The organism is Micromonospora sp. NPDC051196 (assembly GCF_040682415.1).
GTDB lineage: Bacteria > Actinomycetota > Actinomycetes > Mycobacteriales > Micromonosporaceae > Micromonospora.
This window is the reverse complement of record NZ_JBFBAY010000003.1, coordinates 375,312-400,570: the sequence shown is the minus strand read 5'-3', so window position 1 is coordinate 400,570 and position 25,259 is coordinate 375,312. Positions and strand designations below refer to the sequence as shown.

Annotated in this window: 25 protein-coding genes; 9 read left to right on the top strand and 16 right to left on the bottom strand. The window is 70.5% G+C overall.

Features of this window, described 5'->3' with window-relative positions:
- The 4 genes from AB0M35_RS10190 to AB0M35_RS10175 are packed head-to-tail and all read right to left on the bottom strand — an operon-like array spanning position 1 to position 3,574.
- Complete coding sequence (locus AB0M35_RS10190) at positions 1-642, bottom strand: response regulator transcription factor (RefSeq protein WP_363743713.1); 642 nt, start codon at positions 640-642, stop codon at positions 1-3.
- On the bottom strand, positions 639-1,910 hold the full coding sequence (locus AB0M35_RS10185) for a sensor histidine kinase (protein WP_363743711.1): 1,272 nt from the start codon (positions 1,908-1,910) through the stop codon (positions 639-641). Before AB0M35_RS10185 ends, AB0M35_RS10190 begins: the two co-directional genes overlap by 4 nt.
- 11 nt (positions 1,911-1,921) lie before the next feature.
- Positions 1,922-2,656: an ABC transporter permease gene (locus AB0M35_RS10180; protein WP_363743709.1), complete on the bottom strand. Its 735-nt coding sequence runs from the start codon at positions 2,654-2,656 to the stop codon at positions 1,922-1,924.
- Between the two features lie 9 nt (positions 2,657-2,665).
- The gene (locus AB0M35_RS10175; RefSeq protein WP_363743707.1) at positions 2,666-3,574 is read right to left on the bottom strand and encodes an ABC transporter ATP-binding protein; all 909 of its coding nucleotides are present in this window, start codon (positions 3,572-3,574) and stop codon (positions 2,666-2,668) included.
- A gap of 330 nt (positions 3,575-3,904) precedes the next feature.
- On the opposite strand from AB0M35_RS10175, the gene AB0M35_RS10170 reads away from it, so the two are divergent.
- Together AB0M35_RS10170 and AB0M35_RS10165 are read left to right on the top strand one after the other, a co-directional pair.
- The gene (locus AB0M35_RS10170) at positions 3,905-4,681 is read left to right on the top strand and encodes an EI24 domain-containing protein (RefSeq protein ID WP_363743836.1); all 777 of its coding nucleotides are present in this window, start codon (positions 3,905-3,907) and stop codon (positions 4,679-4,681) included.
- Positions 4,682-4,684: 3 nt separating this feature from the next.
- Positions 4,685-5,200, top strand: coding sequence for an O-acetyl-ADP-ribose deacetylase (locus AB0M35_RS10165; protein WP_363743705.1), 516 nt, complete (start codon positions 4,685-4,687; stop codon positions 5,198-5,200).
- Positions 5,201-5,268: 68 nt separating this feature from the next.
- Here the strand turns inward: AB0M35_RS10165 and AB0M35_RS10160 are convergent, their stop codons facing one another.
- From AB0M35_RS10160 to AB0M35_RS10130, 7 genes are all read right to left on the bottom strand, one after another.
- Complete coding sequence (locus AB0M35_RS10160; protein ID WP_363743703.1) at positions 5,269-5,691, bottom strand: RidA family protein; 423 nt, start codon at positions 5,689-5,691, stop codon at positions 5,269-5,271.
- 118 nt (positions 5,692-5,809) lie between these two features.
- Positions 5,810-6,817 (bottom strand): LacI family DNA-binding transcriptional regulator, encoded by a 1,008-nt coding sequence (locus AB0M35_RS10155; RefSeq protein WP_363743701.1) that lies wholly within the window; start codon positions 6,815-6,817, stop codon positions 5,810-5,812.
- Positions 6,818-6,836: 19 nt separating this feature from the next.
- Entirely contained in the window at positions 6,837-8,210 is a 1,374-nt protein-coding gene (locus tag AB0M35_RS10150; protein ID WP_363743699.1) for a GH1 family beta-glucosidase, read from the bottom strand.
- On the bottom strand, positions 8,207-9,040 hold the full coding sequence (locus AB0M35_RS10145) for a carbohydrate ABC transporter permease (RefSeq protein ID WP_363743697.1): 834 nt from the start codon (positions 9,038-9,040) through the stop codon (positions 8,207-8,209). The genes AB0M35_RS10150 and AB0M35_RS10145 overlap by 4 nt, the downstream gene beginning before the upstream one ends.
- A complete protein-coding gene (locus AB0M35_RS10140; protein WP_363743695.1) occupies positions 9,037-10,038 on the bottom strand; it encodes a sugar ABC transporter permease in 1,002 nt (333 codons plus the stop codon). Before AB0M35_RS10140 ends, AB0M35_RS10145 begins: the two co-directional genes overlap by 4 nt.
- A 117-nt stretch (positions 10,039-10,155) precedes the next feature.
- Positions 10,156-11,460 carry an ABC transporter substrate-binding protein gene (locus tag AB0M35_RS10135; RefSeq protein ID WP_363743693.1) on the bottom strand — a complete coding sequence of 435 codons (1,305 nt, stop codon included), beginning with the start codon at positions 11,458-11,460 and terminating at the stop codon, positions 10,156-10,158.
- Between the two features lie 242 nt (positions 11,461-11,702).
- Positions 11,703-12,467, bottom strand: a complete 765-nt coding sequence (locus AB0M35_RS10130) for a maleylpyruvate isomerase family mycothiol-dependent enzyme (protein WP_363743691.1) — start codon at positions 12,465-12,467, stop codon at positions 11,703-11,705.
- 70 nt (positions 12,468-12,537) lie between these two features.
- On the opposite strand from AB0M35_RS10130, the gene AB0M35_RS10125 reads away from it, so the two are divergent.
- Positions 12,538-13,620 carry a UDP-N-acetylmuramate dehydrogenase gene (locus AB0M35_RS10125; protein ID WP_363743689.1) on the top strand — a complete coding sequence of 361 codons (1,083 nt, stop codon included), beginning with the start codon at positions 12,538-12,540 and terminating at the stop codon, positions 13,618-13,620.
- A gap of 81 nt (positions 13,621-13,701) precedes the next feature.
- Here the strand turns inward: AB0M35_RS10125 and AB0M35_RS10120 are convergent, their stop codons facing one another.
- Together AB0M35_RS10120 and AB0M35_RS10115 are read right to left on the bottom strand one after the other, a co-directional pair.
- Positions 13,702-14,499: a class I SAM-dependent methyltransferase gene (locus AB0M35_RS10120; protein ID WP_363743687.1), complete on the bottom strand. Its 798-nt coding sequence runs from the start codon at positions 14,497-14,499 to the stop codon at positions 13,702-13,704.
- Positions 14,500-14,510: 11 nt separating this feature from the next.
- Positions 14,511-15,281, bottom strand: a complete 771-nt coding sequence (locus AB0M35_RS10115) for an SDR family oxidoreductase (RefSeq protein ID WP_363743685.1) — start codon at positions 15,279-15,281, stop codon at positions 14,511-14,513.
- A gap of 106 nt (positions 15,282-15,387) precedes the next feature.
- Here AB0M35_RS10115 and mshA point away from each other — a divergent pair, with 106 nt between their 5' ends.
- From mshA to AB0M35_RS10100, 3 genes are all read left to right on the top strand, one after another.
- Positions 15,388-16,812, top strand: a complete 1,425-nt coding sequence (gene mshA, locus AB0M35_RS10110; RefSeq protein ID WP_363743683.1) for a D-inositol-3-phosphate glycosyltransferase — start codon at positions 15,388-15,390, stop codon at positions 16,810-16,812.
- Between the two features lie 105 nt (positions 16,813-16,917).
- The gene (locus tag AB0M35_RS10105; protein ID WP_363743834.1) at positions 16,918-17,538 is read left to right on the top strand and encodes a YbjN domain-containing protein; all 621 of its coding nucleotides are present in this window, start codon (positions 16,918-16,920) and stop codon (positions 17,536-17,538) included.
- 248 nt (positions 17,539-17,786) lie between these two features.
- Positions 17,787-18,791 (top strand): hypothetical protein, encoded by a 1,005-nt coding sequence (locus AB0M35_RS10100; RefSeq protein ID WP_363743832.1) that lies wholly within the window; start codon positions 17,787-17,789, stop codon positions 18,789-18,791.
- Positions 18,792-19,226: 435 nt separating this feature from the next.
- Here the strand turns inward: AB0M35_RS10100 and AB0M35_RS10095 are convergent, their stop codons facing one another.
- Positions 19,227-20,570: an MFS transporter gene (locus AB0M35_RS10095; protein WP_363743681.1), complete on the bottom strand. Its 1,344-nt coding sequence runs from the start codon at positions 20,568-20,570 to the stop codon at positions 19,227-19,229.
- A gap of 156 nt (positions 20,571-20,726) precedes the next feature.
- On the opposite strand from AB0M35_RS10095, the gene AB0M35_RS10090 reads away from it, so the two are divergent.
- A complete protein-coding gene (locus AB0M35_RS10090; protein ID WP_363743679.1) occupies positions 20,727-21,494 on the top strand; it encodes a phosphoglyceromutase in 768 nt (255 codons plus the stop codon).
- Between the two features lie 70 nt (positions 21,495-21,564).
- On the opposite strand, the gene phoU is transcribed toward AB0M35_RS10090, so the two are convergent.
- Positions 21,565-22,215: a phosphate signaling complex protein PhoU gene (gene phoU, locus AB0M35_RS10085; protein ID WP_363743677.1), complete on the bottom strand. Its 651-nt coding sequence runs from the start codon at positions 22,213-22,215 to the stop codon at positions 21,565-21,567.
- A 207-nt stretch (positions 22,216-22,422) separates the two neighbouring features.
- On the opposite strand from phoU, the gene AB0M35_RS10080 reads away from it, so the two are divergent.
- Complete coding sequence (locus tag AB0M35_RS10080) at positions 22,423-23,709, top strand: ATP-binding protein (protein WP_363743675.1); 1,287 nt, start codon at positions 22,423-22,425, stop codon at positions 23,707-23,709.
- Between the two features lie 23 nt (positions 23,710-23,732).
- On the top strand, positions 23,733-24,416 hold the full coding sequence (locus AB0M35_RS10075) for a response regulator transcription factor (protein WP_363743674.1): 684 nt from the start codon (positions 23,733-23,735) through the stop codon (positions 24,414-24,416).
- Between the two features lie 16 nt (positions 24,417-24,432).
- Here the strand turns inward: AB0M35_RS10075 and AB0M35_RS10070 are convergent, their stop codons facing one another.
- Positions 24,433-25,242, bottom strand: coding sequence for a hypothetical protein (locus AB0M35_RS10070; protein ID WP_363743672.1), 810 nt, complete (start codon positions 25,240-25,242; stop codon positions 24,433-24,435).
- Between the last annotated feature and the right edge of the window lie 17 nt (positions 25,243-25,259).

The window sequence follows — 25,259 nt, the reverse complement described above, 5'->3', positions numbered from 1 at the left end:
TCAGCGTCCGCCGGGGGTGAGCAGGCCCCGGTCGTACGCGGCGGCCACGGCGGCGGCCCGGTCGTTGACCCCGAGCTTGGCGTACACGTGCAGCAGGTGGGTCTTCACGGTGGCCTCGCTGATGAACAGTTGCGCGGCGGCCTCCCGGTTCGTCGAGCCGCGCGCCACCAGGGTGAGCACCTCCAGCTCACGCTGGCTGAGCGGCTCCTCCGCCGGCGCACGCAGCCGGCCCATCAGCCGGCCCGCCACGGAGGGTGAGAGCACCGACTCACCCCGGGCGGCGGCGCGTACCGCCCGGACCAGTTCGTCGCGGGGGGCGTCCTTGAGCAGGTACCCGGTGGCGCCGGCCTCGATCGCCGGCAGCACGTCCGCGTCGGTGTCGTACGTGGTCAGCACCAGCACCTTCGCCGAACTGCCGGAGCGGACCAGCCGGCCGATCGCGGTCACCCCGTCCATCCCCGGCATCCGCAGGTCCATCAGCACCACGTCGGGATGGTGCTGGGCGGCCAACACCAGCGCCTCGGCCCCGTCGGCCGCCTCACCGACCACCTCGAACCCGGGATCGCCGGTGAACATGCCGCGCAGCCCGTCGCGCACCACCGGATGGTCGTCGACGATCAGCAGGCGTACCGGATCGGTCACCCCACACCCCCTGGCAATGCCGGTACGGACGCCGAGATCGCGGTGCCACCGCCCGGCTCGGACTCCACGTTCAGCCGCCCTCCGACTTCGGTGACCCGTTGGCGCATGGCGGTGAGCCCGTAACCGCCGTCCGGCTTCGGTGCAGCACCTCCGGTGCCGGCCTCGAAGCCGGTGCCGTCGTCTCGAACATCCAGCGTGACCACATCCGACATGTAGGACAGTGTCAACCCGACCCGGGAGGCGGCAGCGTGCCGGGCCACGTTGGCCAGCGCCTCCTGAGCGGCCCGCAGCAGGGTCACCTCGACCTCCGGATGCAGCGGCCGGGGTGTGCCGGTGGTGCTGACCTCGGCCCGTACGCCGTGCCGCGCCGACCAACGTCCACCCAGCTCGGTCAGGGCGTCGGGCAGCCGGGCGGCCTCCAGCGGCTCCGGGCGGATGGCGCGTACCGAGCGACGAGCCTCGGTGAGACTCTCCCGGGCCAGCGCCAGCGCATTGTCCACATGCCGCCGCCAGTCACCGGACCGGTCGCGGGTCTGCTCGGCCGCCTCCAACTGGGTGATGATGCCGGTCAGCCCCTGGGCCAGAGTGTCGTGGATCTCCCGGGCCATCCGCTGCCGTTCGTCCAGCACACCTGCCTCCCGGGCCTGGGTGACGAGTTGGGCGTGCAGACCCTCGTTCTCCCGTACCGTCTCGGTGAGCTGACGGTTGGCGGCAGCCAGCTCCGCCACCAGCCGCTTACGCTTGGCGTCCTCCCGTTCGGCGACGATGTTGAACCAGATCACCGCGCCGGCCACGAGCACGTTGAATAGCACCAGGACCAGCCAGAGCTGCGAGCCCGCCAGGGCGGCGGAGACGCCACCGCCCTGTGCGGTGGCGAGCAGCACGGCGGTGACGGCCACCCCGCCGATCCGCCATCGCCAGGACAGCACCGGGAAAGCGTGCACGTAGCCGATCCAGGCGAAGTAGCCGTACCACGGGCTGGCCACCACCAGCACCGCGGCGAAGGTGAGCAACCCCGCGTAGTAGATCGCCATCCGGGTACGGCGGCCCTGCCAGCCCGGATGCAGGGTGATGAACCAGGCGACCCAGGCCCCGGCCGCCACGACCACGGCCAGGGTGAGCTGTATCGGAAGGCCGCGGGGTGCCGTTGTGAGCAGGGCCAGCAGCGTGCCCACGGCCAGCCCGCCGTAGGGCAGCAACCGGTAGAGGGCCGCCTCCCGTGCCTTCCAGGTGGCCAACCGGTCGTCGCCCGCGCCGCTGCTGGTCATCGGCTCCCCGCTCACTGCCAGCGGAACAGTTTCGTCGCGAGAGCACCGGCGGCCACCGCGACCACCACCATTATCGCCAGGTGCAGCGGATGCGGGGCGCTGCCCGTCCAGGCGTCCAGCAGGGCCTGCACGCCCGGCGGGGTGTAGGCGCCGATCTCGGCCAGGAAGTCGGGCAGCAGGAACCTCGGCAGGTACACGCCACCGAAGAACATCACCGCCATGAACACCGGTACGGCCAGCGCCTGGGCCGACTTGGCGGTGGGCGCGACCGCCGCCACCAGCAGCCCGAGCGCGAGCAGCGCCGCGGTGCCGAGGACCAGGGCTGCGGCGAATCCGAGCGGATGCTGCGGCAGCGGTACGCCGAACGCCAGCCGGGCCACCACGGCGAGCAGCAGCGCGCTGGCCAGGATGCCGACCAACGCCAGCACCAGTTGGGCCAGCAGCAGGGCCAGCGGGCTGGCCGGGGTGGTGGCCAGCCGGCGCAGGATGCCGCGCTCCCGATAGTTGGCCAGCACGGTGGGCAGGACGTTGACCCCGACCATCGCCAGCGTGACCACCAGCAGGGAGGGGGTGAAGTAGGTGACGAAGGACTGCCCGTCGAGGTCCGGGCTGGGCTGGCGGAGGGTGGGGATGAGCCCGAGGACCACCAGGATCAGGGTGGGTAGCCCGATGGTGAGCACCAGCGTCGAGGTGTCCCGCAGGTAGAGCCGGGCCTCGCTCTTGAGGATCTGTCTGAAGGCGTGCATGGTTTCCCCTCAGTCGGTGAGCCGGTGCCCGGTCAACTCGACGAACGCGTCGTCCAGCGTGGCCTGCTCCAGCCGCAGGTCGGCGGCGATGATCTGGTTACGGGCGAGGACCGAGGTGACCGCGTGCAGCACGTCACCGGTGCCGGTCACCACCACCTGGGCGCCGCTGCGGGTCACTGAGGTCACCTGCGGCAACCCGGTGAGCAGTTGATCGTCGAGCGGGGTGGACGGGCGGAACCGGATCCGTTGCTCGGGTACCACGGCCGAGACCAGCCTGGCGGGGCTGTCCAGCGCGACCACCCGTCCCTTGTCGATCACGGCGAGCCGGTCGCAGAGCCGCTCGGCCTCCTCCATGAAGTGGGTGACCAGCACAATGGTCACGCCGCGATCCCGGACCCGTTCGATCAGGTTCCAGGTGTCCCGGCGGGCCTGCGGATCCAGCCCGGTGGTCAACTCGTCCAGGATGGCGATCCTCGGATTGCCGACCAGCGCCAGCGCGATCGACAGCCGCTGCTTCTGGCCGCCGGAGAGCTTGTCGTACGGGGTGTTGCGCTTCTCGCCGAGCCCCAACTCGTCGATGAGCTGCGCCGGGTCGGCCGGGTCGCGGTAGAACGAGGCGTACAGATCGAGCGCCTCGGCGACTCGGAGCCGATCCGGCAACCGGCTCTCCTGCAGTTGCACCCCGACCAGTTGGCGCAGCCGGGTGGCGTCCCGGCGAGGGTCGAGCCCGAGGACCGACACCTCGCCCCCGTCTGGGACGCGCAGCCCGGCGACACACTCGACCGTGGTGGTCTTGCCCGCACCGTTGGGGCCGAGTACGCCGAAGATCTCGCCCGTCGCGACGTCGAACGACACGTCGTGCACCGCCACTGTCTCGCCGTACCGCTTGTGCAGGTGGGACACCTCGATCACCGGCATCGCGTCGCCCTTCGCTCGGTTACCCGTACAGCGTCGCGGCGGCGGGCCGGCAGGGGATCGACCAGCTGTAGATGATCTCCGTCGGCTCCGGTTGACCCGACCGATCCGTCAATCGGTTGATGCGCTGGCCGGTGACCAGTGCGGTGTCCAGGAACGTTCACCGGGCCGCGCCGGGTCCAGACGACGACCGGCGGCGTTGGAGTCGGGCCCGGATACAACACCGGTATCCAGACCCGACTCCGCCTTGCCGGATCGCCGCCTGGCCCTCGCCGCGACACCGCCAACGTTCCTGGACACCGCACTAGGCTCAGCGGCGTGAACGTTTCCGAGATGTCCGGCACCGCCACGAGCACCGCGCGGCGGTTCGCCGGAGGTGCCGGGTTCCTGCTGCGTGGCATCGGTCTGTACGTACGCAATCCCGGTCTGATGCTGCTCGGCGTGGTGCCGGCGCTGATCTCCGGCGTGCTGTTCCTAGCCGCGTACGCCATCCTGGTCGTCTTCGTCGGCGACCTGGCCACGGCGGTGACACCGTTCGCGGACGACTGGTCGACGGCGACCCGCAGAGTGGTCCGGGTGATCGCCGGCCTGGCCATCCTCGGCCTCGGTGGCCTGCTCGCCGTGCTCACCTTCACCGCCGTGACCCTGGTCATCGGCGACCCGTTCTACGAGAAGATCTCCGAGCGGGTGGAGCAGCGGTACGGCGGCGCGCCCGACGCGGTCGAGGTGCCGTTCTGGGCGTCCCTGCGGCGCAGCGCCGTCGACTCGATCCGGTTGGTCGCCCTGGCGGCACTGTTCGGCATCCCGCTGTTCGCCGCCGGGTTCATCCCGCTGCTCGGCCAGACCGTGGTCCCGGTGATCGGCGCCGCCGTCGGTGGTTGGCTGCTCGCCGTGGAACTGGTCGGCGCGCCCTTCTACCGGCGGGGCAAGGGGCTGCGGGAGCGCCGGGCAGCGCTGAAGGTCGACCGTCCCACCGCGCTCGGCTTCGGGATGGCGGTCTTCGTCTGCTTCCTGATCCCGCTCGGGGCGGTCCTGCTCATGCCCGCCGCGATCGCCGGTGCCACCCTGCTCGCCCGCCGTACCCTCGGCCAACCCGTCACGGAGGACTGACGCATGGACATCACTCTGGTCGAGGGGGACATCACCGCCGAGCGGGTGGACGTGGTGGTCAACGCCGCGAACTCGTCACTGCTCGGCGGCGGTGGGGTGGACGGTGCGATCCACCGCCGGGGCGGCCCGGCGATCCTCGCCGAGTGCCGGGCGCTGCGCGCCTCCCGCTACGGCCGGGGCCTGCCGACCGGGCAGGCCGTCGCGACCACGGCCGGTGAACTGCCGGCGCGGTGGGTGGTGCACACCGTCGGCCCGGTCTGGTCGGCCACCGAGGACCGATCAGGGCTGCTGCGGGACTGCTACGCCAACAGCCTCGCCGTCGCCGACGACCTGGGCGCGGCCACCATCGCCTTCCCGCTCATCTCCGCCGGCGTCTACGGCTGGCCGGTCTCCGACGCCGTTCACCAGGCACTGACGGTGCTGCGGGCGGCCACCCCGGCGAGCCTCACCGAGGCCCGACTGGTGCTGTTCGGCGCCGACACCTACGCCACCGCCGAGCGCGTGTACGTGACCACCTGACCCGCCCGGCTCGGAGCGTGTAAGGAAGGGCCCCTTGTTAACGCCTCGCGTAGTACAGGGGTCCCCTTTTAACGCGCAGCGCCGGAGGCGGGTACGGCGGCGATCGCTTCGACCTCGACGAGCTGGTCGCGGTAGCCGAGCACGGTCACCCCGAGCAGGGTGCTGGGAGCGTCGTGGTCACCGAAGGCCGCCCGTACGACCTCCCAAGCCGTGACCAGGTCCTCCTGGCGGGTGGAGGCCACGTACACCGTGCTCTTGACGACGTCGGACAGGGTGGCACCGGCGGCGGCCAGGGCGGTCTCCAGGTTGGCCATCACCTGCCGGGCCTGGGCCGCGTGGTCGCCGGGGGCGACGGTCCGGCCCTCGGCGTCGAGCGGGCAGGCGCCCGCGGTGAAGACCAGGCGGGTGCCGGGTGCCACGGTGGCCAGATAGGCGTACGGGGCGACATCGGTGAGTGCGGGAACGGGCAGCAGGCGAACCGGGTGGGACATGCGCGGCAGGCTAGCCGCCATCCGAGGCGGGTGCCACACGATAACTCGCTGCCGGCGGTTTGTTAATAAGGGGCCCTTCCTCTACCTGAGGCGTTAATAAGGTGCCCTTCCTTACACCTCAGGCGGAGTCGCGGAGGATGAGTTCGGTGGGGAGGATGAGGGCCGGTTCGACCTCCTCGCCGGCCGCCAGGCGCAGCAGCAGCCGAGTGCCCTGTCGACCGAGTTCCACGATCGGCTGCCGCACGGTGGTCAGGGGCGGTTCGGTGTAGGCGGCGGTCTCGATGTCGTCGAAACCGATCACGGCGACGTCGTCCGGCACCCGCCGTCCCGCCTCGCGCAGGGTTCGCAGGGCGGCGTGCGCCATCAGGTCCGACGCGGCGAAGACGGCGTCCAGGTCGGGGTGGGCGGTGAGCAGTTCGCGCATCGCTGCGGCACCGGACTCCCGGGTGAAGTCCCCGACCGCCACCATCTCCGGCAGCCCGGCGGCGGCCACCGTGTCCCGGTAGCCGGTCAGCCGTTCGATGCCGGCCACCATGTCCTGCGGCCCGGCGATGGTGGCGATGCGTCGCCGCCCGCTGTCGATCAGGTGGCGTACCGCCTTGGTCACCCCGGCGACCTGGTCGACGTCGACGTACGGCACGTTCGCGCCGTCGAGCGGTCGGCCGCTGCACACCACCGGGATGCCCAGCGCGGCGAGCTTGGCGGGCAGCGGGTCGGCGCCGTGCAGCGAGGCGAACAGCACCCCGTCGACGTGCCGACCGGTGGTGTACCGCTCGACCCGTTCGTGCCCGGCCGGCGAACCGGCCAGCATCAGCACCAACTGCTTGTCGGCGGCCTCCAACTCCTGCGCGGCGCCCCGGATGATGCCGGGAAAGACCTGGTCGTCGGAGAAGACCCGGGTCGCCTCCTCCGGCATCACCAGGGCGATCGAGTCGGTCCGCTGGGTGACGAGGGTGCGGGCGGCCAGGTTCGGTACGTACCCCAACTCGGCCACCGCCCGGCGGACCGCCTCCCGGATCGGCTCGGCGACCGTGGTGGAACCGTTCACCACCCGGGAGACGGTGGCCCGGGACACCCCGGCCCGCCGCGCCACCGCTTCCAGAGTGGGCCGTTGTGCGCCCGTCATCGGAGAAACCACCACCTCGTCACAGCCCGTTCCGGGAGATCACCTCCTGGTACCACCGGGCGCTGGACTTCGGTGTACGCCGTTGGGTGAGGTAGTCGACGTGCACGATTCCGAATCGCTTACGGTACCCCTCGGCCCACTCGAAGTTGTCCAGCAATGACCATACGAGATAGCCGCGCAGGTCGACGCCCCGGGCGATGGCCTCGTGCACGGCCCGCAGGTGCCCGTCGAGGTAGGCGATCCGGTCAGCGTCCAGGATCGGGCTGGTGACGTCCGAGGTGCCCTTGTCCGGGAACGCCGCCCCGTTCTCGGTGATCAGCAGTGGCACCGACGGATAGTCGGTGGCGATGCGTTCCAGCAGCCGGGTCAGCCCCGCTGGTTCGATCATCCAGCCCATGTCGGTCAGCGGGCCGACCGGCGGCAGGAACTCCACCGATCCCGCGGTGCCCGGGTATGCGCCGCCGCCACCGGCGCCGTCCGGCCGCCCGGCGACGTAGGTCGGCGCGTAGTAGTTGATTCCGAGCAGGTCGATCGGTGCCGCGATGATCTTCTCGTCGCCGTCGGCGACGAACACCGGCTCGATGATCCGGGCCACGTGCTCGCGGACGTCGTCGGGGTAGCCACCGACCAGCAGCGGATCCAGGAAGATCCGGTTGTGCAGGCCGTCGACCAGGCGTACCGCTTCGGCGTCGGCCGCGCTGTCCGCGTCGGCGGGGCGTACGTCGGCCGGATTGAGGGTGATGCCGACCCGCCCGGCACCGCCCGCGCGCAGCGCCTGCGTGGCCAGGCCGTGCGCCAGCAGCAGATGGTGTACGGCGCTGAAGGCGGCGCCCGGGTCCTGCACCCCGGGGGCGTGCACCCCGTTGCCGTAGCCGAGGTACGCCGAGCACCAGGGTTCGTTGAGCGTGGTCCAGGTGTCGATGCGGTCACCGAGTCGGGCGTACACGGCGGCGGTGTAGGTGGCGAAGTGCTCGGCGGTCTCCCGTGCCGTCCAACCACCCCGGTCCTGCAACGTCTGTGGCAGGTCCCAGTGGTACAGCGTGACGATCGGATCGATCCCCCGGCCGAGCAGTGCGTCGGTCAGCCGGTCGTAGAAGTCCAGGCCGCGCGGGTTGACCGGGCCGCTGCCGTCGGGCTGGATCCGGGGCCAGGACACCGAGAACCGGTACGCCTGTAGGCCCAGGTCGGCCATCATGGCCACGTCGTCGGCGTACCGGTGGTAGTGGTCGCAGGCGACGTCGCCGGTGTGCCCGGCGTACACCTTGCCGGGAGTGCGGCTGAAGGTGTCCCAGATCGACTCCCCGCGCCCGTCGTCGCGGGCCGCACCCTCGATCTGGTACGCGGCCGTCGCCGCTCCCCACAGGAAATTCTCCGGGAACCGTATTCCACTCACGATTTGACCGCACCTTCCATGATTCCGCCGATGATCTGGCGCCCGAACAGTACGAAGACCAGCAGCAGCGGCAGCGTGGCGATTGCCGTACCGGTGAACACCTGGGACATGTCCTGGTAGTAGCCGTCGGACAGGGCCCGCAGGGACAACTGCACGGTGGGATTCTCCGGATCGTTGAGCACCGCGTACGGCCACAGGAAATCGTTCCAGGTGGTCATGAACGTCAGCAGCCCGAGCACCGCGGCGGCTGGCCGCAACGCGGGCAGGACCACGTTCCAGTAGATCCGTGCGGTGCCACAGCCGTCCACCCGCGCCGCCTCGATCAGCTCGGTGCTGATCGCCTGGCCGGCGTACTGCCGCATCATGAAGACACCGAAGCCGGTGACCAGGGCGGGCAGGATCACCGCGGGCAGCCGGTCGTTGAGGTTCAGCCTCGTCATCAGCATGTACAGCGGGATGATGCCGAGCTGGGTGGGCACCATCATCGTCGCGATGATGACCATCAGCAGCGCGTTGCTGCCCCGGAAACGCAGCTTGGCGAAGGCGAACCCGGCCAGCGAGGAGAAGAACACCACCGAGACGGTGACCGTGACCGCCACGATCGCCGAGTTGATCAGACCGGTCAGGAAGTAGGCGTCGGTGTTGTCGAACAGTCGGGAGATGTTGGCGCCCAGATTGCCGCCGGGCGTGACCGGTGGCGGCAGTTGCCCCATCGCGTCGCTGGAGCGACTGGCCACCACGAACATCCAGTAGATCGGGAAGATCGACAGGACTCCGGCAGCGATCAACGCGAAGTACGTCAGCGGGCTGGCCCGCCACAGCCGGCTCATCGGAACCCTGCCTTTCGCTTGCCCTCCGGGGGCCGGGCGGAGGAACCGAGCCGGCGGATGATCAGTACGTTGATCGCGGCGACGATGGCGATCAGGGCGAACAGCAGCCAGGCCACCGCCGAGCCGTAGCCGAAGTTGTAGTGGGGCGCGAAGGCGTTCTCGAACATGTACATGGTCATCGTCTGCGACTCGCGCAGGGTGCCGCCCCGGATCGGGTTGGTGCCGGAGTGGAACAGCCGGGGCTCGGTGAAGAGTTGCAGCCCACCGATGGTGGAGATGATGACGCAGAAGATGATCGTCGGTTTGAGCAACGGCACGGTGACCGACCAGAACTGCCGGGCCCGGTTCGCGCCGTCGATCGCCGCCGCTTCGTACAGGTCGCGGGGAATGGCCTGCATGGCGGCCAGGAAGATCAGCGCGTTGTAGCCGGTCCACCGCCAGTCGACCATGGTCGAGATGGCCACCCAGGAGGCGAACCGGTTGGACTTCCAGCCGATGGGATCGACACCGATCATGTCGAGCAGCCAGTTGACCATGCCGAACTCGCGACCGAACAGCACCCCGAACACGATCGCCACGGCGGCGGTGGAGGTGACGTTGGGTACCAGCACCGCCATCCGCCAGCCGGTACGCATCCGCAGTTGGCGGTTGAGCAGGTTGGCCAGCCAGAGCGCCAGCAGCAGCTGCGGCACCGTACTGAGCAGGAAGATGCCGAGGGTGTTGACCACCGAGTGCCAGAAGTCGCTGTCGGCGAGCAGTTGGGTGTAGTTGTCCGCGCCGATGAAGGTCGGATTGCTGCCGAGCAGGTCCCAGTCGTGCAGCGAAACCCAGAAGGTGTACGCGAGCGGCCAGGCCCCGAAGATCGCGAAGACCACGAAGAACGGGGCGATGTAGAGGTAGGGCGAGTACTTCGCGTCGATCCGGCTGAGCCGGCCGGCCCGCGACCGACGGGACGGTGTCGGCACGGCCGGCGGTCGCGCGTCGAGCTGCAACGCCATGACCCGTTGACTCCTTTCCACACCTCCGCCCCGCGCCGATCCTCCGGCCGGTCGCCACGTACGCCCGGCGAGCGCGGCGGCCCTGGATCGGCGGCGGGGTGGAGGCCGTCGGGCCGGTTACTTGGCGGCGGCCTTCTTGGCGTTGTTGACGGCGTCCTGCCAGCCCTGTTCGGGGTTGCGCTGTCCCAACTCGACGGTGCGGACGGCGTTCTCGACCTCGGTGCGGACCGCCTGGTTCTTCGGGCCCATGTAGACCGGCTGCAGCGTCTTCGCGCCCTCACCGAAGATCGTCCCGATCGGCGCGCCGGAGAAGTACGGGTTGGTGGCCCCGGCGATCGCCGGGTCGTTCAGCGCCTGCGGCGAGGACGGCAGCGGGCCCTTGACCTTGAAGGCGCCGATCTGGCCCTGCGGGCTGGTCAGGAACTTGGCCAGCTTGATGGCCTCTTCCTTGTGCTTGCTCTGCGCCGGCACGGCCAGATGCGAGCCACCCCAGTTGCCGCCGTCGCCGGGCACCCGGGCGATGTCCCACTTGCCGCTGGCCTCCGCCCCGGCGTTGCCCTCGATCACCCCGGTCATCCAGGCCGGGCAGGCGATGGTGGCGAACTTGGCCTGCTTGAAGGCCGAGACCCACTCCTCCGACCAGGAGCCGTACTTGCCGGACAGGCCGGCGCCGATGATCTTCATGGTGGTGTCCCAGGCCTGCTTGACCGCCGGGTTGCTGTCCACCACGAGGTTGTTGCTGGTGTCGTAGTAGTGGTAGCCCTGTGCCTTGCCGGCGGTCTGCAACACGATGGTGTTGAACGTGTTGGTCGCCGCGTCCAGGAACGACGCGCCGGTGTTGGCCGCCTTGAAGCGCTCGCCGACCGCGATGTAGTCCTCCCAGGTCGGCCAGAGCTTCGAGACCTCCTCGCGCTCGGTGGGCAGCCCCGCCTTGGCGAACAGGTCGGTGCGGTAGCACATCGCCATGCCGCCCACGTCGGTGCCGAGCCCGATGAGCTTCTGGCCGTCGGCGGTCAGCCCCTGGTTCCACTTCCATTCCAGGAAGTTGCCCTTGAGTTCCGCAGCGCCGTGGTCGAGCAGGTTGACGAAGTTGTCCGGGTTGGCCTTGTACTCGACCATCAGGCCTTCTTCGATGGCCACGACGTCACCGGCGCCCTTGCCGGCGGCGAGCCACTGGGTCAGCTTCGGCGAGTACTCGTCGAGGTTGCCGCCGGTGCCCCGCTCGACGATCTTCACGCCCGGGTTGGCGTCCATGTACTCCTGGTAGAGCTGGTCATAGCCGAACTGTCCGAAGACGTCGACGGTGAGCGTTATCTTGCCGTCGCCGGCGGCGTCGTCGCTGCCGCAACCGCTGGTGGCGAGTAACGCGCCGACGGTTGCCAGGGCGACCGCCGCGAGGCGGTGGCGCGGAAAAGTGGCCATGGTCAGGTGACCCCTCTCAGGTGTGGGGTGGTGGTGGGATGAGTCTGAGAGCGCTCTCACGTAGCCTGCGGTCCCCGGACCGGACGTGTCAAGAGAGCGCTCTCTCGCCGACGGTCACAGAATGGCCACGAGCCCGCCGGGGAGGCCGTCGTTACGGCGGAAGGGCGGTTACCGGGGTCTACCCGGTAACCGCCCTTCCGTTGGAACGGTGTTGATCAGTGGTGCACCCGACCGGACGTGGGTCAGCCGGTGCGTACCCCGTCGAGCAGGGTCGGGTCACCGGCCACGGTCAGGGTCTCGAAGCTGACCCGCCCCCAGAGCGCCAGCAGCAGGTCGCTCGCCGTGCCGCTGACGTGCACCCGGGCGTGGTGCTCGTCGTGGTCGAAGATGGTGCCGGTGTCCAGCAGGGCCACCCCCTCGCCACGCAACCGCAGGTACCACTCCTGCGCGGCGTCGACCGCGGTGAGCCGCACCACCCCACGCCAATGCCCGGTCGCCGTCCGCCGGCCGGCCGGCAGCCAGGTGTCGAGCACCTCGCTCACCCCGTCGGCCGCGAGCTTGGCCTCGATCGGTTCACCGGCGGCGATGGCGAGCTGGGCGTCCCACCGGTGCACCGCCGTCTCGTGCGCCATCCGGCGTGGCCAGAAACCGGCCTTCTTCGGCTGGGGGGCCCAGTTCCACGCCGGTGCCTCCGGGTCCAGGGTGTCGAAGAGCGCCATCAGTTCGGCGTACGCCTGCTGCCACTGCTCGGCGGCCGTGCGCCCCGGCGAGAGCTGAGGGCGCTGCGACCGGGGGTGCTCCGGCGGGGTGGTCCGACCCGACCCGGCGATGTCGCGCACCCACTGGTAGATGCCGGCGAGGTGCAGGGCCAGGTCGGTCACCGTCCAGCCGGGGCAGGACAGCACGGGTGTCTCGGGCGGCGCCTCGGCCACCGCAGCGGCGAACGCCGGGCCCTCCGCCCGGAGCGCGCCGATCCAGAAGTCCTTGGTGCCGTGCATTCTGCTCATCGCCATCCTCCCGGGGGTGACCGGGCCACCAGTGGGTGCCGCGGCTACCTCTCAGCCTAGGGTGAAAGATGTGTCTGACGTCTACGCCCAGCCGACAGCAGCCGATGAACCCACCAGCACGGACGAGCTATCGCAATACACCACATTGCGTCTCGGTGGACCGGCCCGGCGGATCGTCACCGCAGCCACCGCCGAGGAGATCGTCGCCCGGGTGGGCGAAGCGGGCGAGCAGGTGCTCCTGCTCGCCGGCGGCAGCAACGTGGTGATCGGTGACGCCGGCTTTCCGGGCACGGTGGTCCTCGTCCGGTCCCGGGGCCTGCGGGTGCTGGCCGAGGACGAGCAGACCGTGACCATCCGCGTCGAGGCCGGCGAACCGTGGGACGACCTGGTCGACACGACCGTACGCAACGGGTGGTCCGGGTTGGAGTGCCTGTCCGGCATCCCCGGCTCCACCGGCGCCACCCCGATCCAGAACGTCGGGGCGTACGGGCAGGAGGTCGCCGAGACCATCCTCGGCGTGCAGGTGTACGACCGTACGGCCGGGACGGTCGGCCGGGTGGACGCCGCCGACTGCGGCTTCGCCTACCGGGCCAGCATCTTCAAGCACAGCGAGCGTTACGTGGTGCTCGGGGTCGACTTCCGGCTGGCCCGCTCGCGGCTGTCCGGCCCGGTGCGGTACGCGGAACTGGCCCGGGCGCTCGGCGTCGAGGTCGGTGACCGGGTGCCGCTGGCCCAGGCCCGGGCCACCGTGCTGGGGCTGCGAGCCGGCAAGGGGATGGTGTTGGACGCGGCGGACCCGGACACCCGTTCGGTCGGTTCCTTCTTCACCAATCCGGTCCTCGACGGCGCCGGATACGAGGTGCTGCGACACCACGCCGCCGACCTGGGCGAGCCGCCGGCCTGGCCGGGTGCCGGCGACCGGGTCAAGGTCAGCGCGGCCTGGCTGATCGACAAGGCCGGCTTCGGCAAGGGGTACCCCGGCCCCGAGGGCGTCGCCATCTCCACCAAGCACACCCTCGCCCTCACCAACCAGACCGGCACCGCCAGCACCGAAGCGCTGCTCACCCTGGCTCGCGAGATCCGCGACGGCGTCCACGCCCGCTTCGCCGTCACCCTCCACCCCGAACCCGTCCTAATCAACTGCACCCTCTAACCCGCCCACCCATCCACCGGCGCGTCGATCAAGAAGTGTAGAAAGCGCTTCGCGCGCAAACCTCTTGGTCAACGCGGGGCATCAGGTGCGGGGGGCAATGGCGGGCCAGGGGAGGGTCAGCTCACCTTGGCGCCAGCGGCGGGGGCGGTGGAGGACGGGCCAGCCTTGAGCCCGGACCGCGGCCACGGTGTGCAGCCAGCGCTGACGCGGGCCGTACGGGGCGTAGCCGGCGGCGGCGTGCCAGGCGTCGTCCAGAGTGCGGATCAGGTCGTGGATGGGTTCCCCGGGAACGTTGCGGTGGATCAGAACCTTGGGCAGCCGTTCGGCCAACTCGGCCGGAGTCTGCATGGTGGACAGGCGGGCGGCCAGGGTCAGCGAACGCGGGCCGTCGGCGTCGAGCAGCACCCAGCCGGCGAGGCGGCCCAGTTCGTCGCAGGTGCCCTCGACGAAGAGCCCGCCCGGCGCCAGCCGCCCGGTGACGGTGGCCCAGGCGCCCGCCACCTCGCTCTCGTCGTACTGGCGCAGCACGTTGAACGCGCGCACCAGGGCCGGACGCAGGCCGGCGAGTTCGAACCCGCCCCGGGCGAAGGTGAGGCCGGGTGGGTCGGCGGCGGGCTGGGCGTCGGCGACGCGGATCGGATCGATCTCCAGCCCGACGACGCGTACGTCGGGGCGTACCCCGGCGGCCAGCCGGGCGCGTAGCTCCACCGACGTCACCGGGCTCGCGCCGTATCCCAGGTCGACCACGAGTGGGTCGGGTGCGGCGTGCAGCATCTCGCCGCAGATGTCGACGATCCAGTTGTCCGCCCGCCGGAGCCGGTTGGGATTGGTGGTACCCCGGGTGATGACCCCGAGCGGCCGGGACGCCCGCGTCGCCATGGCCGCGTTCCTCAGGCTCCGCTCGCCCGGTGCACCTTGTGCTGGGCGGCCTGCGCCAACGGGCGGACGACGAGACGGTCCACGTTGACGTGCTGTGGACGGGTCGCGCACCAGGCGATGCAGTCGGCGACGTCCTCAGCGACCAGCGGTTCGGCGACCCCGGCGTACACGGCGTCCGCGCGGTCGGCGTCCCCGCCGAAGCGGACCAGCGCGAACTCGTCGGTCCTCACCATGCCCGGGTCGATCTCGATCACCCGGACCGGTCGGCCGCACAACTCCAGCCGCAACGTGCCGGCGATCGCGGTCTGGGCGTGCTTCGCGGCGGTGTAGCCGCCGCCGCCCTCGTACACGGTGAAGCCGGCGGTCGACGAGACGATGACGATGGTGCCGGCCCCGGAGGATTCCAGGGCGGGCAGCAGCGCCTGCGTCACCCGCAGGGTGCCCAGTACGTTGACGTCGTACATCCATTGCCAGTCATCGATCGAGCCGGCCTCCACCGGGTCCAGGCCCCGAGCGCCGCCGGCGTTGTTGACCAGCAGGGTGACCGGCCCGGGTGCTTGCTGTGCGGCTCGGGCGAGCGCCGCCACCGACTCGTCGGAGGTGACGTCGCAGGCCACCGCGGTGGCGTTGCCGCCGTCGGCGGTGATCTCGGCGACCAGTTCGGCCAGCCGGTCGGTACGCCGGGCTGCCGCCAGGACGTGGAAGCCCTCGCCGGCCAGTCGGCGGGCGGTGGCGGCGCCGATCCCGCTGGATGCACCGGTGACGATGGCGACACGACTCATCCAGCCATTCTCGCCCCTGTCGAGGGGGCGGTCCGGGCCGACCCCGTGATGAGGTCGATCACGCCCGTGGCCCTGGGCGACGTATTACCCGCCGCCCATCGGGAAGATGACATGTGGCGCGGAGGTTGACGCAGAGGCACGTCGGTCGTGCAGCGCGGCATCAACCCTGGCAAAGGGAGCAAAAGTGGCGAAATTGCACACCGGTGTCGGTCGTCAGCGAGGTGCCCTGCCGTGGCCGCGACCCCGGCGGATCGCGACACTCTCGGTGCACACCTCGCCCCTGCACCAACCCGGCACCGGGGACGCGGGCGGTATGAACGTCTACATCCTGGAGGTCGCCCGGCGACTGGCCGAGGCCGACGTCGAGGTGGAGATCTTCACCCGGGCCACCTCGGGGGACCTGCCGCCGGTGGTGGAGGTCGCTCCCGGAGTCCAAGTCCGGCATGTGATGGCCGGTCCGTTGGAAGGGTTGACCAAGGAGGAACTGCCTGGTCAGCTCTGCGCCTTCACGGCCGGCGTACTGCGTGCTGAGGCGGCCCGCCCGCCGGGCCACTACGACCTCGTCCACTCCCACTACTGGCTCTCCGGCCAGGTCGGTTGGCTGGCCAAGGACCGCTGGGGGGTGCCGCTGGTACACACCGCACACACCCTGGCCAAGGTGAAGAACGCGCAGCTCGCCGCCGGGGACCGGCCGGAACCCAAAGCCCGGGTGATCGGCGAGGAGCAGGTCGTAACCGAGGCCGATCGGCTGGTCGCGAACACCCGGGTCGAGGCGCAGGACCTGATCGACCGGTACGACGCCGACCCGACCCGGGTCGCGGTGGTCGAGCCCGGGGTGGACCTGGACCGCTTCTGCCCACCGGTCGGCGACCGGGACGCCGCGACCAGCGCCGCCCGGTCCCGGCTGGGCCTGCCCACCACCGGTTACCTGGTCGCCTTCGTCGGTCGGATCCAACCGCTGAAGGCCCCGGACGTGCTGATCCGCGCGATCGCCGCGTTGCGCGAGCAGGATCCCGTGCTGGCCGGCGAGGTCTCCGTGGTGATCTGCGGTGGCCCCAGCGGCAGCGGACTCGACCGGCCCACCGCCCTGATCGAGTTGGCGGCTTCGCTCGGCGTCGCCGACCGGGTGCACTTCCTGCCGCCGCGTACCGGCGCCGAGCTGCCCCTGCTGTACCAGGCGGCCGACCTGGTCGCGGTGCCTTCGTACAACGAATCCTTCGGCCTGGTCGCCCTGGAGGCACAGGCCTGCGGTACGCCGGTGGTGGCCGCCGCCGTCGGCGGTCTGGTGACCGCGGTGCGGGACCAGGTCAGCGGCATGCTGGTGCGCGGTCACGACCCGGTCGACTGGGCGCACGCCCTGGCCCGCCTGCTGCCCGACCGCACCCGGCGGGCGCAACTGTCGGTCGGCGCCGCACAGCACGCTCGCAACTTCTCCTGGCACCGTACGGCCGAGGGCCTGCTCGCCGTGTACGGCGAGGCGATCACCGCCCACCGCGCCCGCCTGACCTCCGCCCTCGCCGCCACCTACTGACGGAAGGAAGGGCCCCTTGTTAACGCCGCTACCCGTGCTGCTCGCCGTGTCGGCGCCGCTCGCGCCGCCTACGGCCGGACTGCACGTTGCCGGGCGGACCGTAGAATCGATCCGATGAGTGACCTGGGTGCTCTGATCGAGTCGGTCTGCGCCGAACGGGAACTGGCCTGCGAGTCGACGGGTCCAGGCTCGTACGCGGTGACCCTGCCCGGCACACACAAGCTCAAGACGATCTGCAACCTGATCGTCGGCGAGCACGCGCTGCGGATCGAGGCGTTCGTGATGCGCCAGCCGGACGAGCGGCGCGAGGAACTCTGGGCCTGGCTGTTGCAGCGCAACGCCCGGATGTACGCCGTCTCGTTCTCCATCGACGCGGTCGGCGACATCTACCTCACCGGCCGGGTCAACCCCGCCGGAGTCGACGCCGACGAACTGGATCGCCTCCTCGGCTCGGTGCTCAGCTACGCCGACGAGTCCTTCGACAAGATGCTGGAGATCGGTTTCGGCAGCTCGATCCGGCGGGAGTGGGAGTGGCGGGTCAAGCGGGGCGAATCGACCGCGAACCTCGCAGCCTTCGCGCACCTCTTCGAGCCGTCGGGTGAGGCCGCACCCGCCACCGGTGCCTTACCCACCGATGGGGCCGTACCCACCGATCGGGCCGTGCCTGCTGATGCTGCCGTGCCTGCTGATGGGACCGCCTCGGCGGGTGGCGCGGTCCGGCCCTGACCGGGATTTCGGCGCGAGTTCAGCAAGGCGTTCGAACCAGTGGGTTCAGAGCGTTTCTGCTGGGTAAGCCGCACCGCGCGGTGCGGCGTTGGGACCCGCCGCGCGCCGAGACTGAGTGTCGAGGAGCGTGAGCGTTCATGGCTCAGCGAAACAGCTCGGGTCGCGGCGGGACCGCGACCAGGACCAAGCGGCAGGCCGGCAACCAGACCCCGAACACGCCACGGATCTCCGAGGCGGAGATATCCCGCATGCGGGTGGACGACATCCGTGGCCAACTGCGTCGGTACGGGGTCTCCGGTATCTCCGCGCTGCGCAAGCCGGAACTGGTGAAGAGGCTGGCCAGTACGCTCCGTTCGGGCGGAGCGGCACGCGGCAGCAGCGGACCGGCCGGTCGCGCCAGCACCACGAAGACCACCGGAACGAAGCAGGCCCGTACCGCTGCGGGGCGGGCGAAGGCCACGCCCGCCAAGCGGACCGGCCCGGCGCGGAAGGCGACGAGCGGCACCGCCCGCACAACCGGCACCGCCCGCAAGACGACGACGGCCGCCCGCAAGACGACAGCTACCGCCAAGACGACAGCTACCGCGCGGGCGACCACCACCGGGGCCAGGAAGGCGGCCCCGCGCAAGACGGCGCCGGCCGCGAAGACCACGTCGGCGGGGCGGGCCACCAGTGCCCGCAGGTCGGCACCGGCCCGCAAGACCGCGACGGGCACCACCACCAGAGCAGGTACGACGACCCGCGCGGCCACCCAGAAGGCACCGGCCCGTGGCGCGGCGAAGGCGGCACCGGCTCGTGGCGCGGCGAAGGCGGCTCCGGCTCGTGGCGCGGCGAAGGCGGCACCGGGCCGTGGCGCGGCGAAGGTGGCTTCAGCCGGTGGCGGGGTGCGGACCGGCAGGTCGACGGCCCGTTCGTCCCGGTCGTCGCAGGTGATCTCCTCGTTGCAGGATCGGCCGGAGCGCCCCGGTCGGAGCCTGGTCACCACGAACCATGACGTGATCCAGCGGTGGGCCAGGGAGCGTGGGGCGAAGCCGGCGACGATCAGTGGTACCGAGCGGGACGGGCGGGCCGGCGTACTGACGTTCAACATTCCCGGCTACCGGGAGAGCAGCCGGATCCGTGAGATCACCTGGGAGGAGTGGTTCCACACCTTCGATCTGCGCCGGCTGAATCTGATCTATCAGGAACAGTTGCGCGACGGCCGGCAGAGCAACTTCTTCCGTACCGAGTCACCCGATCGGGAAGACGCCTGAGAGGTTTGTGGGAATCCTCGCCGGGTAACCGCTGTTGGCCGTGAACGAAGGCCGCAAGCACCCGCTGTGACGGGCGAGACAGCGAGCCAAGTTGAATCCGTACCACGGGGCGAACTAGCGTTATTGCACCGCACCGCGCTTGGAACCGTTCGGGGGAGCGGCAGATCGAGCAGATCTGTGCACCAGGCGAGGTGTCGGGGGACGGGTGGACCAACACCGTTGGGGGACGGTGCCCACCTGTTTGGACCGGCGGCGCGAGCGGGCGTCGCTTACGGGGGTGAGTGCCGCCCGCCGCCGCCGGTCGTACCGATGACCGATGTGCCCGGCGCCCACGCGCCGGGCACATCGCGTTGTGGGCCTACTCGCGTTGTTAGCCGGCTCAGCCTGTCGGCTACGTCGCTGCCGGGCTCGGTGAGGGCCGGCGCATGGCGGCAGCTACCCGCCGGTGGTCCTGACCGGCTCGGCCGCTTGGGGCGTGACCGGCTCGGCCGTCGGCGCGACCGGCTCGGCCGCCTTCGGGGCGGCCGGCTGGGGTGCCGTCGACTGCGGCGTCACCACGGGCGGGGCTCCGGTGGTGCGCAGCGCGAGGGCGCGGCGTTCCCGGGCCGGCCCGGACAGCAGGTGGCCCACCGCCATCACCAGGCCGATGCCCGCGCAGCCGAGCCAGAGCGTGGCGTTGCCGGCCTGTTCCCGGATCAGGCCGCCGAGGATCGGCGCGGCGGCACCGGCCAACTGCCAGGAGAGGGAGAAGGCGCCTTGGTAGCGACCACGCAGTTCGTCCGGGGACAGCTCGGCGATGAGGGTGGCGTTGGACGGCGAGTTGAGCATCTCGCCGAGCGTCCAGATCAACACCGTCAACCCGTAGAACCAGGCCGCGTCGGCGAACGCGGTCAGCCCGAAGCCGATGCCCATCACCACCGCAGCCAGCGCGAGTACATGCGACCGGCTGCGGCCCCGGATCAGCCGGGGTACGAAGAGTTGACCGGCCACGATGAGTACGCCGTTGAGGGCGATCACCGAACCGTACGTGGCGGGACTCAGCCCGGAGTCGGCCATCGCGATCGGCAGCATCGAGATGTGCTGGAGGAAGACCAGCGCGCCGAGCAGGTTCAGCCCGACGAACACCAGGTAGACCCGGTCGGTCAGGATCGCGCGTAGCGCACCGACGGGAGCGGCGTCGGCTCGTTTGGCCACCGTGATCGTCCGGGTCTCCTTCACCTTGACGAAGATGATCACGGCGGTGACCAGCGTGGTGCTGGCGTTGACCACGAAGAGCAGGAGATAACCGGCCTGGGCGGCGAAGCCGGCGAGCACTGCGGCGCAGGCGAAGCCGAGGTTGATCGCCCAGTAGTTGAGTGAGAAGGCGCGTAGTCGATCCCGGTCGGGCACTACGTCGATCATCATCGCGCCGAATGCGGGCCGGGCCGCCTCGGCGAACAGGCCGAGCAGCAGGGCACCCAGCCCGACCGCCCACAGCTCATGGGCGAAGCCCAACGCGAGCATCATGACCGCGCCGCCCAGGTGGGCGGTGAACAGGGTCGGTCGCCGACCCCACCGGTCGGTCAGGGTGCCGCCGATGGTGGTGCCGACTGCGCCGCCGGCTCCCCAGAGGCCGAGCACGATGCCGGCCTGGGAGGCGGAGAATCCGCGTTCCTGGGTCAGGTAGATGGCGAGGAAGACGAGGACGAACGAGCCGAGTCGATTGATCAGGGTGCCGGTCCAGAGATACCAGAAGGTTCTTGGTAGACCACCGGTGGTGTCCCGGAACCATGCTCGCATCGCACCCACGCGACGCCCCCGTCCGTAATGAGTGATGATCTAAGTGACCCTTACAACCTAGTGGCGCTCCGAAAGCAAGGTCATCCCGTTTTCCACGTGGTGGTCGTCACGACCCTTCTCGCGCGGGCGATCCCGGGTTACGGCAGGATGATCGGCATGACAGCTAGCGAGGGACCCACCGTCGGGACGCTGGTCCTGTTGCGGCACGGCGAAAGCGACTGGAACGCCAAGAACCTCTTCACCGGCTGGGTCGACGTGGACCTGACCGAGAAGGGGGAGAACGAGGCGCGCCGCGGCGGCGAGCTGCTGCGCGAGCACAACCTGCTGCCGGACGTGGTGCACACCAGCCTGTTGCGCCGCGCCATCCGTACCGCCGAACTGGCCCTGGGTGCCGCGGACCGGCACTGGATCGCGGTGCGTCGGTCGTGGCGGCTCAACGAGCGGCACTACGGCGCCCTGCAGGGCAAGGACAAGAAGCAGACCCTGGACGAGTACGGCGAGGAGCAATTCATGCTCTGGCGCCGCTCGTACGACACCCCGCCCCCGCCCATCGCCGACGACGACGAGTGGTCCCAGGTGGGCGACCCCCGGTACGCACTGCTGCCGACCGAGCTGATGCCGCGTACCGAGTGCCTCAAGGACGTCGTCGAGCGGATGCTGCCGTACTGGTACGACTCGATCGTGCCGGACATCCTGGCGGGTCGGACGGTGCTGGTGGCGGCGCACGGGAACTCGCTGCGCGCCCTGGTCAAGCACCTGGACCAGATCAGCGACGAGGCGATCGCGAAGCTGAACATCCCGACCGGGATCCCGCTGCGCTACGACCTCGACCCGCTGCTGCGTCCGCAGACGCTGGGCGGCACCTACCTCGACGCCGAGGCGGCCAAGGCAGCCGCTGCCGCCGTGGCCAACCAGGGCCGCTGACCCGTACCCGTTTGTCAATAAGGGCCCCCTGCTATACGCGAGGCGTTAACAGGGGGCCCTTCCTTGCACCTCAGCTGGGGGTGACGGGTTCGCCGGTGATCAGATAGACCACGTGCTCGGCGCTGTTGACCGCGTGGTCGGCGAACCGTTCGTAGAAGCGGCCGAGCAGCGTGGCGTCGATGGCGGTCTCCACCCCGTACGGCCAGTCCGCGCCGAGCAGCACCCCGAACAGGCCCTTGTGCAGCTCGTCCATCGCGTCGTCGTCGCTGTCCAGCTCGGCGGCGAGGTCGGCGTCCGGGTGGGCCAGCACCTTGGCGATCTTCTCCGCCATCCGGTCGGCGATGGCCGCCATGTCGGTGAAGACCGGCCGCAGCTCCGCAGGCACGGCGGGCGAGGGATGCCGGCGCAACGCGGTCTTGGCGACGTGGTCCGCCAGGTCACCCATCCGCTCCAGGTCCGCGGCCACGTGCAGCGCCGTGATCATGGCTCGTAGGTCGGAGGCGACCGGCGCCTGACGGGCCAGCAGGTCACAGACCCGTTCCTCCACCTGCCGGTAGAGCTCGTCGATCTGGGCGTCCTGGTCGATGACGGTCTCGGCGGCCCGCCGGTCGGCGGTGAGCAGGGCCCGGGTCGCCTGTCGTAGCGCAGCCCGTACGCCCTCGGCCATCTCCACCAGCAGTTGGCTGACGGCTTGCAGTTCGGCCCGGAACTCGTCGCGCATACTCACGTCCTGTCAGGGGTTCGGTGCCGCCGGTACCGGCCGGCGATGCTTTTGCGCAGGTCGCCGCCCAAGTTAGGGCCGCTGGGAGGCTCGGAGGTGAACGCCGGTGAACTGCGCCGGACGCGAAGGTGAACTTTCCCGGAAGTGAGCGTGCTTCGTCCCGTTTTCGTCCGGTAGCTGGGGGAGCATTGACCCTACGATCACCGAGTGACGTGGGCGGTGACGGTGGGATTGGCTGTGGCGCTGGTGGCCGGGGTGGTCGCCGGGCTGTGGCTGTCCCGGGTCATCCCCGCCGCACGTCGTCCGGCCAGCTCCAACCGGAGTGGGTGGGCCGGGCTCGGGTTCGGTAAGGGGAGGCACACGATCGTCGAGGATGTGCAGGCCGGGCTCGGCCGACGAGCGATCGACTCGCTGCGCGCGGGGGTCGTGGTGCTCGACGCCGACGACGTGCCGGTGCTCGTCAACCCCGCAGCCCGGGCGTTGGGGCTGTTGCGTACCGGCGCTCGGCCGGGCTCGATCATCGCGCATCCGTTGGTCCGTACCCTGGCCGGGCAGGTCCGGCGCACCGGTGTGCGTCGCGAGATCGAGCTCGACCTGCCCCGGGGCCGCGACAACGGCGGGGAGAACCCGCTGGGCGTGCACCTGCGGGCGATGGGACTGGGCAACGGCCACGTCGCGGTGGAGGCGGTCGACGTGACCGAGTCCCACCGACTCGCCCGGGTCCGCCGGGACTTCGTGGCCAACGTCAGTCACGAGTTGAAGACGCCGATCGGTGCGCTGCAACTGCTCGCCGAGGCGCTGCTCGACGCCACCGAGCCGGCGAGTGCGGGGCCCGACCGTTCCGAGGACCTGGTTGCCGCCCGGCGCTTCGCCGAACGGATCCAGCACGAGTCGACCCGGCTGGGGCGGCTGGTGCAGGAGTTGCTGGAACTCACCCGGTTGCAGGGCGCCGAACCACAGCCGGCACCGGAACCGGTCGCGGTGGACTGGGTGATCTCCGAGGTGATCGACCGTACCCGGACCGCCGCAACCGCCCGAAGGATCACCGTTGTCGTCGAGGCGCCGCGCGGGCTGACCGTGTACGGCAGCGACAGCCAGTTGGCCACGGCGGTGGCGAATCTGGTGGAGAACGCCGTCAACTATTCGAGCGAGGGTACGACCGTCCTGGTCACCGCCCAGGCCACGCCGGAGCATGTCGAGATCGCCGTGACCGATCAGGGCATCGGCATTGCCCCCACCGACGTGGACCGGGTCTTCGAGCGGTTCTACCGGGCCGACCAGGCCCGTTCCCGCGCGACCGGCGGCACCGGGCTCGGGCTGGCGATCGTCAAACACATCGCCAGCAACCATGGCGGACGGGTGGAGGTGGCGAGCACTCTTGGTGGCGGGTCGACGTTCACTCTCCGGCTGCCCGCCCGTCCTCCGGACGACCTGCTGTCGACACTGCCGTCGGTTGGTATCGAGGCCGGTCCGGCCGAGGCCCGGCAGAGCTGAGTGCACATGGAAAGGAAACGCCGTTGAGCCGCGTACTGGTGGTCGAGGACGAGGAGTCGTTCTCCGACGCCCTGTCGTACATGCTTCGCAAGGAGGGCTTCGAGGTCTCCGTGGCCGCCACGGGCACCTCGGCGCTCACCGAGTTCGACCGGACCGGCGCCGACATCGTGCTGCTCGACCTGATGCTGCCCGAGATGTCCGGCACCGAGGTCTGTCGTCAACTGCGCCAGCGCTCGCACGTGCCGATCATCATGGTCACCGCACGGGACAGCGAGATCGACAAGGTGGTCGGCCTGGAGATCGGCGCCGACGACTACGTCACCAAGCCGTACTCGCCGCGTGAGCTGGTGGCCCGGATCCGGGCGGTGCTGCGTCGGCAGAGTCCCGAAACCGTCGAGTCGGGTACGCCGACGCTGGCCGCCGGTCCGGTCCGGATGGACATCGAGCGGCACGTGGTGACGGTCGGCGGTGCTGCGGTGCAACTGCCGCTCAAGGAGTTCGAGCTGCTGGAACTGCTGCTGCGCAACGCCGGCCGGGTGCTCACCCGAGGGCAGTTGATCGACCGCGTCTGGGGTGCCGACTACGTGGGCGACACCAAGACCCTGGACGTGCACGTCAAGCGCCTGCGTTCCAAGATCGAACCGGAGCCCTCCACGCCACGGCACATCGTCACCGTGCGCGGTCTCGGCTACAAGTTCGAGCCCTGATCCCGGCGTCCGGTCCTCAGGTCGGGTCGGCGGGGTGCGGGGCGACCATGCCCTGCCGCAGTCGCGCCGCACACAACTCGGCCAGCTTCGCGTACGCGGCGGCGCCGATGAGGGCGGTCAACTCCGGGCCGTACGACAGATACATCGGCTCGGCCCCGACGTGCGCGTCCGTGGACGAGGTGCACCACCAGTCGAGGTCGTGGCCGCCGGCGCCCCAGCCCCGGCGGTCGAACTCGGCCAGCGTGGAGACCAGCACCTTGGTGTTGTCCGGCCGCTTCACCCAGTCCTGGTCCCGGCGGATCGGCAACTGCCAGCACACATCCGGCTTGTACTCCAGCGGATGAACCCCGTCGCGCAGCGCCTGGGCGTGCAGCGCGCAGCCGCCACCGCCGGGGAAGTCCGCGTCGTTGAGGAAGACGCAGGGCCCCTCCGCGTCCCGGGTGGCGGTCCGCCGGGCCGGGTTCTTGCCGTCCACGGTGTCGTTCTCGGTCCAGTTCTTGAACCCGCGACGGAAGTGCTGCCAGGTCGCCGGGGTCAGCCGCTTCACCGCCGCCCGGACCCGCTTCTCGTCGTCGGAGTCGGTGAAGAAGGCGCCGTGCGAGCAGCAACCGTCGGCGGCCCGGCCGGCGATGATGCCGTGGCAGCCCTGACCGAAGACGCACGTCCAGCGGGAGAGCAACCAGGTGAGGTCGGCGCGCACCAGGTGCCGCTCGTCCGCCGGGTCGACGAATTCGATCCACTCGCGGGGGAAGTCCAGCGGCACCTCACGGCTGCGCGGGTCCGTCGGGTCGTCCACCAGCACGCGGAGTTCGATCTGCCCTGTCACCCGGCCCAGCGTACGCG

Excerpts from the sequence above, each read along its gene's own strand:
- AB0M35_RS10140 (WP_363743695.1), bottom strand. The coding sequence starts at position 10,038 with ATGGCGTTGCAGCTCGACGCGCGACCGCCGGCCGTGCCGACACCGTCC.
- phoU (WP_363743677.1), bottom strand. The coding sequence starts at position 22,215 with ATGCGCGACGAGTTCCGGGCCGAACTGCAAGCCGTCAGCCAACTGCTG.
- mshA (WP_363743683.1), top strand. The coding sequence starts at position 15,388 with ATGACATGTGGCGCGGAGGTTGACGCAGAGGCACGTCGGTCGTGCAGC.
- AB0M35_RS10170 (WP_363743836.1), top strand. The coding sequence starts at position 3,905 with ATGTCCGGCACCGCCACGAGCACCGCGCGGCGGTTCGCCGGAGGTGCC.
- AB0M35_RS10175 (WP_363743707.1), bottom strand. The coding sequence starts at position 3,574 with ATGCCGGTGATCGAGGTGTCCCACCTGCACAAGCGGTACGGCGAGACA.
- AB0M35_RS10115 (WP_363743685.1), bottom strand. The coding sequence starts at position 15,281 with ATGAGTCGTGTCGCCATCGTCACCGGTGCATCCAGCGGGATCGGCGCC.
- AB0M35_RS10135 (WP_363743693.1), bottom strand. The coding sequence starts at position 11,460 with ATGGCCACTTTTCCGCGCCACCGCCTCGCGGCGGTCGCCCTGGCAACC.
- AB0M35_RS10145 (WP_363743697.1), bottom strand. The coding sequence starts at position 9,040 with ATGAGCCGGCTGTGGCGGGCCAGCCCGCTGACGTACTTCGCGTTGATC.
- AB0M35_RS10095 (WP_363743681.1), bottom strand. The coding sequence starts at position 20,570 with ATGCGAGCATGGTTCCGGGACACCACCGGTGGTCTACCAAGAACCTTC.
- AB0M35_RS10180 (WP_363743709.1), bottom strand. The coding sequence starts at position 2,656 with ATGCACGCCTTCAGACAGATCCTCAAGAGCGAGGCCCGGCTCTACCTG.
- AB0M35_RS10165 (WP_363743705.1), top strand. The coding sequence starts at position 4,685 with ATGGACATCACTCTGGTCGAGGGGGACATCACCGCCGAGCGGGTGGAC.
- AB0M35_RS10100 (WP_363743832.1), top strand. The coding sequence starts at position 17,787 with ATGCGGGTGGACGACATCCGTGGCCAACTGCGTCGGTACGGGGTCTCC.
- AB0M35_RS10120 (WP_363743687.1), bottom strand. The coding sequence starts at position 14,499 with ATGGCGACGCGGGCGTCCCGGCCGCTCGGGGTCATCACCCGGGGTACC.
- AB0M35_RS10185 (WP_363743711.1), bottom strand. The coding sequence starts at position 1,910 with ATGACCAGCAGCGGCGCGGGCGACGACCGGTTGGCCACCTGGAAGGCA.
- AB0M35_RS10160 (WP_363743703.1), bottom strand. The coding sequence starts at position 5,691 with ATGTCCCACCCGGTTCGCCTGCTGCCCGTTCCCGCACTCACCGATGTC.
- AB0M35_RS10155 (WP_363743701.1), bottom strand. The coding sequence starts at position 6,817 with ATGACGGGCGCACAACGGCCCACTCTGGAAGCGGTGGCGCGGCGGGCC.
- AB0M35_RS10090 (WP_363743679.1), top strand. The coding sequence starts at position 20,727 with ATGACAGCTAGCGAGGGACCCACCGTCGGGACGCTGGTCCTGTTGCGG.
- AB0M35_RS10130 (WP_363743691.1), bottom strand. The coding sequence starts at position 12,467 with ATGAGCAGAATGCACGGCACCAAGGACTTCTGGATCGGCGCGCTCCGG.